The 9,663-nt window shown below is 62.3% G+C and carries 8 protein-coding genes and 1 pseudogene; 1 reads left to right on the top strand and 8 read right to left on the bottom strand.

Annotated elements, in window-relative coordinates; all coding sequences use genetic code 11:
* Positions 1-518 precede the first annotated feature (518 nt).
* The 3 genes from ABIE62_RS11945 to ABIE62_RS11935 form a co-directional block, all read right to left on the bottom strand.
* Positions 519-1,010: a helix-turn-helix transcriptional regulator gene (locus ABIE62_RS11945; protein ID WP_354326280.1), complete on the bottom strand. Its 492-nt coding sequence runs from the start codon at positions 1,008-1,010 to the stop codon at positions 519-521.
* 9 nt (positions 1,011-1,019) lie between these two features.
* A complete protein-coding gene (locus ABIE62_RS11940; protein WP_354326297.1) occupies positions 1,020-1,424 on the bottom strand; it encodes a cytochrome b/b6 domain-containing protein in 405 nt (134 codons plus the stop codon).
* Between the two features lie 376 nt (positions 1,425-1,800).
* Positions 1,801-2,505, bottom strand: a complete 705-nt coding sequence (locus ABIE62_RS11935) for a VIT1/CCC1 transporter family protein (RefSeq protein ID WP_354326278.1) — start codon at positions 2,503-2,505, stop codon at positions 1,801-1,803.
* A gap of 396 nt (positions 2,506-2,901) precedes the next feature.
* Between ABIE62_RS11935 and ABIE62_RS11930 the strand changes: the two genes are divergently transcribed.
* Positions 2,902-4,221, top strand: coding sequence for a ferredoxin reductase family protein (locus ABIE62_RS11930; protein WP_354326277.1), 1,320 nt, complete (start codon positions 2,902-2,904; stop codon positions 4,219-4,221).
* Positions 4,222-4,362: 141 nt separating this feature from the next.
* On the opposite strand, the gene ABIE62_RS11925 is transcribed toward ABIE62_RS11930, so the two are convergent.
* The 5 genes and pseudogenes from ABIE62_RS11925 to ABIE62_RS11905 form a co-directional block, all read right to left on the bottom strand.
* The gene (locus ABIE62_RS11925) at positions 4,363-5,166 is read right to left on the bottom strand and encodes a lipid II flippase Amj family protein (RefSeq protein WP_354326276.1); all 804 of its coding nucleotides are present in this window, start codon (positions 5,164-5,166) and stop codon (positions 4,363-4,365) included.
* A gap of 16 nt (positions 5,167-5,182) precedes the next feature.
* Positions 5,183-5,956: a sulfite exporter TauE/SafE family protein gene (locus ABIE62_RS11920; RefSeq protein WP_354326274.1), complete on the bottom strand. Its 774-nt coding sequence runs from the start codon at positions 5,954-5,956 to the stop codon at positions 5,183-5,185.
* A gap of 29 nt (positions 5,957-5,985) precedes the next feature.
* Positions 5,986-8,467, bottom strand: a pseudogene (locus ABIE62_RS11915) (TonB-dependent receptor).
* 85 nt (positions 8,468-8,552) lie between these two features.
* Complete coding sequence (locus ABIE62_RS11910; RefSeq protein ID WP_354326273.1) at positions 8,553-8,720, bottom strand: YezD family protein; 168 nt, start codon at positions 8,718-8,720, stop codon at positions 8,553-8,555.
* A 143-nt stretch (positions 8,721-8,863) separates the two neighbouring features.
* Positions 8,864-9,304 carry an RrF2 family transcriptional regulator gene (locus ABIE62_RS11905; RefSeq protein ID WP_354326272.1) on the bottom strand — a complete coding sequence of 147 codons (441 nt, stop codon included), beginning with the start codon at positions 9,302-9,304 and terminating at the stop codon, positions 8,864-8,866.
* Positions 9,305-9,663 lie beyond the last annotated feature (359 nt).

Here is a 9,663-nt window from a genome sequence, read left to right as displayed (position 1 = left end):
CCAGCCATCCAAAGCCCTTCGTCTGGAAGGCGGACCCCGACGAAATCATCGCCGCACGTAACCGGGGGTTCCAAACGTTGGAGTCAATCCACTAGCGAATCTCGTCGCAGGCGGGCTTCGCTTGACGAAAGGGAGGCGCAACCCGGATTTTTTCGCGCGCGACCAGATCATCGTCAAAAATCGGTCCATGGCCCGTCCACCTTTCCATGAAGGGCATCTTGAGAAAGGCACTGTGCAAGAGGCTCAGGGGCGCAGTCTCTGCGCAGAGAATCTCAGACAGCAGCCGACAAGGCTGGCCCACCGAGAGTGCCGTAATGGCGGATGACAGCTTTTTGCCCTTTGGTCGCCAGAACGCGGCATTCTGCAAACGGCCCAGACCCGATCATTCACAACCGCCGATTTGAACGTCTGGTTCCGCCACAAGCCGACACGCTGCTTAGGAGACCGCCGGTCGACCCGGCTAAAGACCGGATGTTGGTGGAAAGGCGAATTCCGGCTCTCGCTCCATTATGATTTGCTCAAGGCGCATCGACGAGCTCTTCGAGAAACAGCGCGATCAGGCCGGTCTGTGTATCCACCCCGGCCTTGGCATAGACCCGCGCCAACTGGGCGCGGATCGTGCCGGTTGCTGAACCGCGCAGCCCAGCGATTTGGGCGATGTCGCAGCCCTTTATGGCAAACAGCGCCACATCGGCCTCGGCTGGGGTAAGCGTCCATTCCTCGAAGCGCAGGCGGATGAGTTCGGCCAGTGCGCCTTTGGCGGCAGCTATCGCCGTTTCATCACGCCGCGCCGAAGCGATCAGTCCGCGCACCTGCAACGCGCCGAGCACGACGGCGGCAAGCAAGGCAAAGGCCGCCATCGCCTCGATCAGCAGATGCGCTCCCATACCTTCGGCCACGATATCTGCGGCCAGATCGGCGATGAAGAATGCTGCGGCTAAGGCCTGCAAGGCCACCAGGATCGTTATCCCGGTTGCCTTGCGTTCCAGTTTGCGGGCGCGTGTCTGCATCTGAGTTGCCTATCGCTGCAGCGGCAGCATCGCCACAAGAACCTGCCGCCCGCTCCGGCGGGTTTCGAACAGCACGCCTGCCAGATGCAGCAGGATCAGCAGATAGAGCAGGTTGGCGGCCGTCTCATGCACTTCGCCCAGCAGGCCTTCTCCTTCCTCACCGCCCTCGTTATGTTCCTCGCTGTGTTGGTCAGAGCTCACCAACTCGGTTGCGCCGCGCTGCTCGACTTCATTGTCGGCGAGGCTGATCGGCGGCACGCCTGCCATGGCAATTCCGGTGGCGATGATCGTCAGCAGGCAGCCCCAGATCGAATAGACCATAAAGGCGCCCAACGGATTGTGCGAAGCGTGCTGGCTGGACTGCCCGGTACGGATCTCGCGCAGGTGGGCCATAGCCTTGCGGGCCTGGGCCAGAAGGCACCAAAGCGGGCTTCAGCAGGGCCGATCAGGCCCCACAGCAAGCGCAGGCCAAGGATCGCGGCTAAGCCATAACCTACCCAGATATGAAGGCCTGAGCCTTCCTCTGTGAAAACGGCATTGGCGAGCACGGCGATCGCTATTGACCAATGGGTGATCTTGACCACGGGATCCCAGCGGCGGCGGATCGATGGTGCATTGTTGTTCATGGCAGTGCCTCCTATCAAGGCGCCCGGCCCCGTCTTCGATGAAGGGGCCAAAAGCGCACCGGCAGGCAAGAGGTGGGGCACTGCGGCGTGCACAGCCATTGGCGCACCGCTTACATGAGGCAGATAAGCCGTAGCTTATGCTCTAACTGCGGAGGTCAGGAGCCTCAGACGCTGACACCGAAGAGCCAACCGACCGCAGCCGTAATGGCCATTGCGAAGATGCCCCAGCCGAGCACGCGCAGAACTGCAGGCACGATTGGCGCCGCGCCGGCCTTGGCTCCGAGAGCGCCCAGGATCGCCAAAGACAGCACCGACACGATCAGCACGGACAGAATGATGGCCGAAGGAGGCGAAAAAAATGCCGCAATGACTGGGATAGCCGCTGCCACGCTAAAGGTTGCACCCGAAGCCAGCGCGGCTTGCAACGGACGGGCTGCAAGGTGATCGGACAGACCCAATTCATCCCGCACATGTGCGGCCAGCGGATCGAGCGCGGAAAGCTCCCGCGCCACGGTTGCCGCCGTTTCGGCACTGAGACCCCGGCTTTGGTAAATTGCGGCGAGTTCGGTCTGCTCATCCTCCGGCGTCAGCGACAGCGCCTCTTGTTCGCGCTTGATATCCGCCTGCTCGGAATCGCGCTGGGACGAGACCGAGATATACTCGCCCGCTGCCATCGACATGGCGCCAGCGACCAGTGCGGCCACACCCGCGACAAGGATTGCCCGCGGCTCGGGGGTCGCCGCCGCCACGCCGAGGATCAGCGAGGAGACCGAAACGATCCCGTCATTGGCACCCAACACCGCGGCCCGCAGCCATCCGGTGCGCTGGACATAATGGGGGTCATCGGGATGCGCGCTCGCGGAGCTCATGGTTGCCTTCCCTCCTCCGTCGCAGCTGCGCGAGGACATGTCCGCTGTCGGACGATGCACTGCGGAAAGCAAGCGGCGGAGGATGATCGCTACTGCCAGTGACCGGCAAATAGCGCGCAACCGATAGTCATCCGAATGGCATCGCATGGAACAATCCGCTGCACCTTCGGTTAGATCAATAAGCACACTGCCCCGAGCTTCGCCCGATACCGGCGGACATTGCTTGCACGCTGCGGATCGCGCAGTCCCATTCCCCGGCGCCCTTGCAGAGATGCAGGTGCGGGAGTTGATGCAAGTGCTGAACATCCCAATCGCCGACAAATCGCCTCCTGCCCGAGGCATAGTGGCAGCTACTCAATCCAGAACTGGCGACACTAGCTCCGCGGAACACCGGATATGACGCGCTGGAAGCTGGCATTCTTCGCGGTCATCGGATTGGTGATCGCGCTTTGGTTCACGAGCGTCGATCTTGCTCCGATGTCAGGCGGGATCTGGCCGGTCCGCGGACTGCTTGTGCCGTTGACCGGTATCCTGGCGATTGCCTTTATGGCCGTGGCCATCCTGCTCGCGGCACGACCAGTTCAGATCGAAACGGCCTTGGGCGGCCTCGACAAGTTCTATCGGCTGCACAAATGGCTGGGCATCGCCGCTGTCGTGATGGCGGTGCTTCACTGGTTGGTGGAAAAGGGGCCCAAATGGCTGGTCGAATGGGGCTGGCTGGAACCCCGGCAGCGGGTGATTGGCGCGGTAGCAGAGCCGCGGCCCTTCGCCGAATTCAGGGACTTCGCCGCCGATCTGGGTGAGTGGGCGTTCTACCTGCTATTGGTCTTGGCCGCGCTCGCCCTGTGGCGGCGGTTTCCTTACCACCTGTTCTTCAAGACCCATCGCCTGATGGCGCTCGTGTTTCTGGCACTGGCATTCCACGCCGTGGTGCTGACCCCGGCCAGCTACTGGAGCGCGCCGATCGGATTGGTGATGATCGGACTGCTGGCGGCAGCGGCGGTTGCGGCAGGATTGTCGATCTTCGGAAGGATCGGCAAGTCGCACAGGTTCGTGGGCGAAGTGACCGATTTTCATATCCACGAAGGCAACGCTGTCCTTGATGTCGGGGTGAAGCTGGCGACAGCCTGGCCCGGCCACGCGGCCGGACAGTTCGCCTTTCTGAGCTTCGCAGACGCAGAACACGCCCACCCTTTCACCATGTCTTCGGGCTGGGCCAACAACGGGCGCCTTGGATTCAGCATCAAAGGCCTCGGCGACTATACACGGCGCCTGCCGACGATCATCAAGGTCGGGCAGGCCATCACGGTGGAAGGCCCTTATGGCCGCTTTGACTTCGGTTCGGCCAGTGGTCCGCAGCTGTGGATCGCAGGAGGGGTGGGGATCACGCCTTTCATAGCGCGAATGGAAGCGCTCGCGTTGTCCGGCAAGCAAGCAGACGTCGATCTGATCTATTCGACTGGCGCCCCTGACGGCGGGTTCATCGATGAAGTTCGCCGCGCAGCAGATGCAGCCGGAGTGCGGCTGCGCATTGTCGACACCGGGCAAGAAGGATTTGTCGATCTGCCAAAATTGGCCGTGTGGATTCCGCAATGGCGCAGCGCCGCCGTATGGTTTTGCGGTCCAGCAAAATTTGGTGACAGCCTACATCACGCCATGCGAGCAGGTGGCCTGCCTGCTACCCTGTTCCACCGTGAAATGTTCGAGATGAGGTAGGCCGGGCTTACTGGACCGATCTGGACAATCTGTACGAGTGCGCCGCTGTGCTGGCCGGAGTTATGCCCTTGGCACTCATGTGGTCAGTCCTGCACGTTCTTGGGTCCGCGCAGCTAATGCAACAGAGCTAAGTCTGGCACCCTATAGCCATCCGGCGGCCCACGCAATCACCACTGCGGCAGGCACCAGCAACGCCTGTGCCAGCAGCGTGCCGGCGAGGCGGCTCAGTGACACCCATATCATCGCCCGGCGGAAGGTCGCTTCACTTACGCTGCCATCGACCACGTCGTCGGTTAGCGCGGAAATCTGCGGGTCGATCAGGGCAAACAGCAGGATCGTGGCAAAGCCGTTGACGATGGCGGTCATCTGCGAGGCGGTGACGCGGAACTCGGGGACGAGATAACCCGCATAGAGCGAGGCCAGCACGCCCACCGCCAGCAGGCCTTGCGCGGCGGCATTGGCGATAAGCACCGGCCAGCTTACCCCGCGCGGGCCTTTGAACGATCGCAGCGTCTCGGCAGAAGGCAACGCGACCGAATCTCGGATCGTGCTGAGGCCCGACGGGGTCACGCTTCGTAACAACAGCTTCGCGGTCGAGCGGTTGGCCTGAAAGAAGGTGATGGCCGCTGCGAACAAGCGCTGGCCCGTCGGCACCAGAAGGATGCCAAGCGCCACGGCAGCGGCGGCGGAAAACAGCACCAACCTGAGATCGAACAGCAAGGCATCACCAGCGCCGTTGGCCAACCCGGTCTCGATCCGCTTGGCGAGGAAGGGCCCCAAAAACCCGTTCGAGGTGCGCGACACCAGCAGCAGCACGTTGAACAGCGCAAAGCTCAACGCAATCCGCCCGGTGCGCACCCCGGCAATGCGCGCAGCATAGGCGAGCGCACCGATCAGGTTGATCACGCCGGTCAAGGCGCAGATGAGGATCAGTTCGGTGTCCATGCTACGTCCAAAGGCCCTAGATGATCGGCCACGCCCGGAAGATGCTGTAGCTGCTGGTCACGATCAGCACCACCGCCACCGCCAGCAACAGCGTCCTAGGCTGGACGCGGCTGGCGAGGATCGCCCCGAACGGTGCGGCGATGACCCCGCCGATGATCAGGCCGACGGTGACGAGCGTGAAGGCGGCAAATCCCAGCGTCGCGATAAAGGCGATCGAGATCGAAAGGGTGAGCAGGAACTCGGCGGAATTGACTGTGCCGATGATCTTCCTCGGGTCGCCGCCCTGGATAAGCAGGTTCGAGGTGACGACCGGCCCCCATCCTCCGCCACCCGCCGCATCGAGGAACCCGCCTGCCAATGCTAATGGGCGGGTGTAGCGTGGATCCTCAAACCGAGGCTTCGACAACCGGATCGCCCGCCAAAGCAGGTAGAAGCCGATTCCCGTAAGGTAGAGCATAACAAACGGTCGCGCGGCCGAAGCGTCTATGCTGGACAGCAGATAGGCACCGCTCACGCCCCCCAGCACGCCGAAGGGGACCAGCCGCCAAAACAGCCCCCAATCGACATTGCGGTGCCAGATATGGCTCGCCCCGGATGCGCCCGTGGTGAACAGCTCGACCAGATGCACGCTGGCCGAGGCCGTCGCGGGCGGTACGCCCATGGCGCTCACCAGCAAGGTCTGGGTGATGACCCCGAAGGCCATCCCGAGCGCTCCGTCGATCATCTGCGCGGCTATGCCGATGGCGATGAACGGCGCGATGTCGATCAGGAGCGAGGTTATGTCAGGCATGAGGTAGTCCTCTCTGCGCTTTGGCAGGTCTAGAAGGTGATCGAGGCGGTCGCGCCCCAAGTGCGCGGGTCGCCGGGTAGCCCTGCAATCAGCCCGGTGTTGCCGGGGCCAACGAAGAGCTGCTCGAAATAGTCTTCGTCAAAAGCATTCCTGACCCATGCGAACAGGTTCAGCCCGTCTTCCGAGCGGAAGCCAAAACGGAAGTTGGACAGGTGGTAACCGTCGATATTGGTGTAGATCGACGGCGAGGGATTGGACGAGAAACCCGACCGATAGCTGCCGTCATAACCGAGATAGACCTCTCCCGTCTTGCCGAGGAAGGTCGCCGAAACGTTGCCCTCCGCACCAAAGGAAAATGCCCATTTCGATACCCCCGGCAGGCGCTGGCCGGAAATGTCGCAATTGGACGGGCTGATCCCGCCCGGGGTGCCGGGCGCGGACGGGTTTTGGCCCGCGGTCGCCGTGGTGCCACCCGACAGTTCGGGCGGGCAAGGCGCATCGACGAAGCGCACATACTTGGCATCGGTATATGCCCCACTGGCATAGGCAGTGAACCGCTCGCTCGGGCGGACCGAAAAATCCGCCTCGATTCCCTGCGATTGCACCTTGTCGGCATTGGCGAGGAACCCGCGCAGCACCCCGAACTGGCCGTTGTTGACTGTCGCCTGATAGTCGCGGATTTCGGTGCGGAAGGCGGCGAGGTTCAAGGTCGCGCGGCGATCCCAGAACTGGGTCTTCAGGCCCAGCTCAAAGTGATCGACCTTTTCGGGGCGGATCGTCCCTGCCTCAGCAATCGGCACGGCATTGGCGTCTGTGGGCAGGCCGTTCTGGTTGATCCCTAGGGTTTTGAAGCTGCGCGCATAGGTGCCGTAGGCCAGCACATCGGGCGCGAGTTCGTAGCTGAGCGTCAGGTCATATGTCAGGTTCCAGTCGGTATCCTCGGGCGCACTCACCTGCGGCTGGAACACGCCGAGCTGAGCGCGACTGCGGGCATCGGTCTCGGTGCCGATCAGTTCCGTGCCCGTGCCGGTGAACACGCGGCGCTGATAAAAGCCAGCCTTCCGGTCGTAATTGAGCCGCGCGCCCGGCTGGATGGTGAAGGCATCGGTAAGCTTCCAGCTCAGCTGGCCGAACAGGGCGAGGCTGGTGCTTTCGAGCACTTGCGTGTTGCGTGCGGTCAACCCGTCAAGCACGCTTGGATCGAGCGAGAGGGGATTGTTCGGCGCAATCGTCCACCGGCTCGATGCAGGGCCGTGCGCTTCGGTGCCCTGCGTGTCGATCCGCTGGTCGAAGGCGAAAGCTCCGAGCACGAAGTCGAATTTGTCGCCCGTATAGGCGTAGCGGAACTCCTGCGTATACTGGTTCTGCTCCGAAGGGTTCTGCGACAGCGAGACGATCGGCAAGCCGGTAAAGTCGCGATCGTTTTCGGGCTTCCAGTCCCAGTAACGCCATGCCGTGACTGAAGTGAGGGTTCCGGGGCCAATGTCCCATACCGCACGCAAGGCAGCGCCTGCGATGACGTTGCCGGCGTTGAGCTGCGAATCGAGATCGGTCACTCGGTCGAACGGGTTGGTGCTGGGCGGCGTATAATCCTGCGCTGCGGCGAGCGCGGCGAACTGGCGGTTCAGTGGCCGCTGGGTTGCCCCGGTGCGCACGAAAACCGACCCGCAGCAATTGGCATCCTGCTTGTTGTAATTGCCCACCAGCGTGATCTTGAGGTTATCCGCCGCCTCCCACAGCACCTGCGCGCGCACACCAAGGTTATCGAGGCTCTGGATATCCTGTCCGGTCGTGACATTGCGGATCGTACCGCGCCGCGATGTGCCGGAAAAGGCAATGCGGGCGGCGACGTTCTCCGATAACGGACCCGACACCGCGAGGCGCGCCTGCCGGAACTCGAGATTGCCGAGGCTGATCTCCGCCCGCCTGCCGGAACTCGAGATTGCCGAGGCTGATCTCCGCCCGCCCCTCGAAATCGAAGCTCGGCTGATTGGTGGTGATGTTGATCGCGCCGGCAGTGGTGTTCTTGCCGTAGAGCGTGCCCTGCGGGCCGCGCAGCACCTCGATCTGGGCGACATCGAGGAAATCGAAGGTCGCCGAGGCAACGCGCGAGTAATAGACGTCGTCCACGTAGATGCCGACGCCCTGTTCGAACCCGTCGCTGGTCAGGCCGAAGGGCACGCCCAGCCCGCGGATGTTCACGGCCGTGTTGCGCGGGTTGGAGGAATAGAATTGCAGCGTAGGCGCAAGCTGCTGGAGCCGGTTCACGTTGAACGCCCCGGTCTCGTCGAGCTGCTTGGAATCGAGCACCGACACTGCAATCGGAATGTCCTGCGCGCGTTCAGAACGCCTGCGAGCTGTGACGATCATTTCATACACCTTAAGCTCTGCGGCGGCGGCGGTGGTTGCATCATCGTCGGACACCGCGTCCTGCGCGGTGACAGTCGTCGGGAAAATCGCGGTCAACGCCGCGCCAAGCAGCAGCATGCTGCGGATCGAATTCGGATACATGGTCTCGCCTTTGCAAGCGGGCATGCATCCGGTGGTCCGGTCTGCTGGTCCCTGAAGATGTTTGGTGGGGTCGAATCACGGCCGATCAATCGGTCAGCCGCTTCCTTTCGGTTACGTCGATCTGCATGACCTTCCCGTCATGCACAGTCAGCTGGATCGCGCCGTAGCGCAGACGCCCTAGCGCCTCGCTCACCAGCGCCAGCGCATCGGGCAAAATGCCGCCCGCGCCGGTTTGTTTCTCGTCACGGTCCATAAGCGGGCCTTTCGTTACGCGGATTCGATCCGCAACGAAGGAACTAAACTCAAGTGAATTGCTTGACAATAGGGTTGGTGCGCAGAATTTCTGTCTGGCGGCGAAAGGTGGGGTTTGCGCGCCGAGGCGAATTGCCGTGGCGGTCAGGCTTCATCGTCTGGAAATGCGGGCACGGGCGTGATGGGATCGGATAGGCGAATGCCATCGAGGATCTGCGCCGTCCGGTCGCGCACATCCAGCAGCAAGGCGCGTGTCCGGCACTCGCCTTCCTCAAGGCAGTTCTTGCACTTCTCATGCGCATAGCGGCTGGCGCAGGGAACGAGGGCAAGACTGCCGCGCATGTGCCGGATCAGGTCGCCGTAAGTGATGTCGACCGGGGGGATCGCCAGCCAGTATCCCCCGTCACGTCCGCGCAGGGACTCGACCAGCCCTGCGCGGGTCAGTTCCGAGAGAATTACCGTAAGGAACTTGGCGGGGATGTTCTGCTTGTCCGCAATCGCAGCCAGTTGCACCGGCCCCTCGCCAAAGTGATCGGCCAAGTGCTGCATTGCGCGTATGGCATAGCGGGTCTTCTGGGACAACATCGCCCATTGTCTATCTGCCAAGTAGGCAATGGGGTCAAGCCACCTGGCGATCGGGTGTTGCATTGGATGGTGATTTGAGGCCGGTCCCTGCGTGTCGGGTTCCAGGACGCCATCCCCTAACTGCGGCCGTCTACTCTCCCGTGCATGGTCGTGTCTGCTTTTGGCACTGCCCGTCATTCTGCGGACCGTTTCGTAATGACTGATAAGTCCCAAATTCAGCCATCCAGGCTGACCGGTAACCTTGTCCGCTTTCTGGCGATCGACATGCTACCCACCAACCGACGTAGTGGCTCAAAACAGACATCTGAAAACTTCCGACAACACATGCGCGGGGCGATCCGAGCCACAGTTCAGGCAAG

It is taken from the genome of Porphyrobacter sp. MBR-155, assembly GCF_040547625.1.
In the GTDB taxonomy this organism is placed as follows: domain Bacteria; phylum Pseudomonadota; class Alphaproteobacteria; order Sphingomonadales; family Sphingomonadaceae; genus Erythrobacter.
Note: the sequence above shows the minus strand (reverse complement) of the source record. Positions and strands in the feature narration are given on the sequence as shown.

Coding starts and splice junctions, on each gene's coding strand:
- ABIE62_RS11920 (WP_354326274.1), bottom strand. CDS start 5,956: ATGCCTGACATAACCTCGCTCCTGATCGACATCGCGCCGTTCATCGCC.
- ABIE62_RS11925 (WP_354326276.1), bottom strand. CDS start 5,166: ATGGACACCGAACTGATCCTCATCTGCGCCTTGACCGGCGTGATCAAC.
- ABIE62_RS11910 (WP_354326273.1), bottom strand. CDS start 8,720: ATGGACCGTGACGAGAAACAAACCGGCGCGGGCGGCATTTTGCCCGAT.
- ABIE62_RS11905 (WP_354326272.1), bottom strand. CDS start 9,304: ATGTTGTCCCAGAAGACCCGCTATGCCATACGCGCAATGCAGCACTTG.
- ABIE62_RS11930 (WP_354326277.1), top strand. CDS start 2,902: ATGACGCGCTGGAAGCTGGCATTCTTCGCGGTCATCGGATTGGTGATC.
- ABIE62_RS11945 (WP_354326280.1), bottom strand. CDS start 1,010: ATGCAGACACGCGCCCGCAAACTGGAACGCAAGGCAACCGGGATAACG.
- ABIE62_RS11935 (WP_354326278.1), bottom strand. CDS start 2,505: ATGAGCTCCGCGAGCGCGCATCCCGATGACCCCCATTATGTCCAGCGC.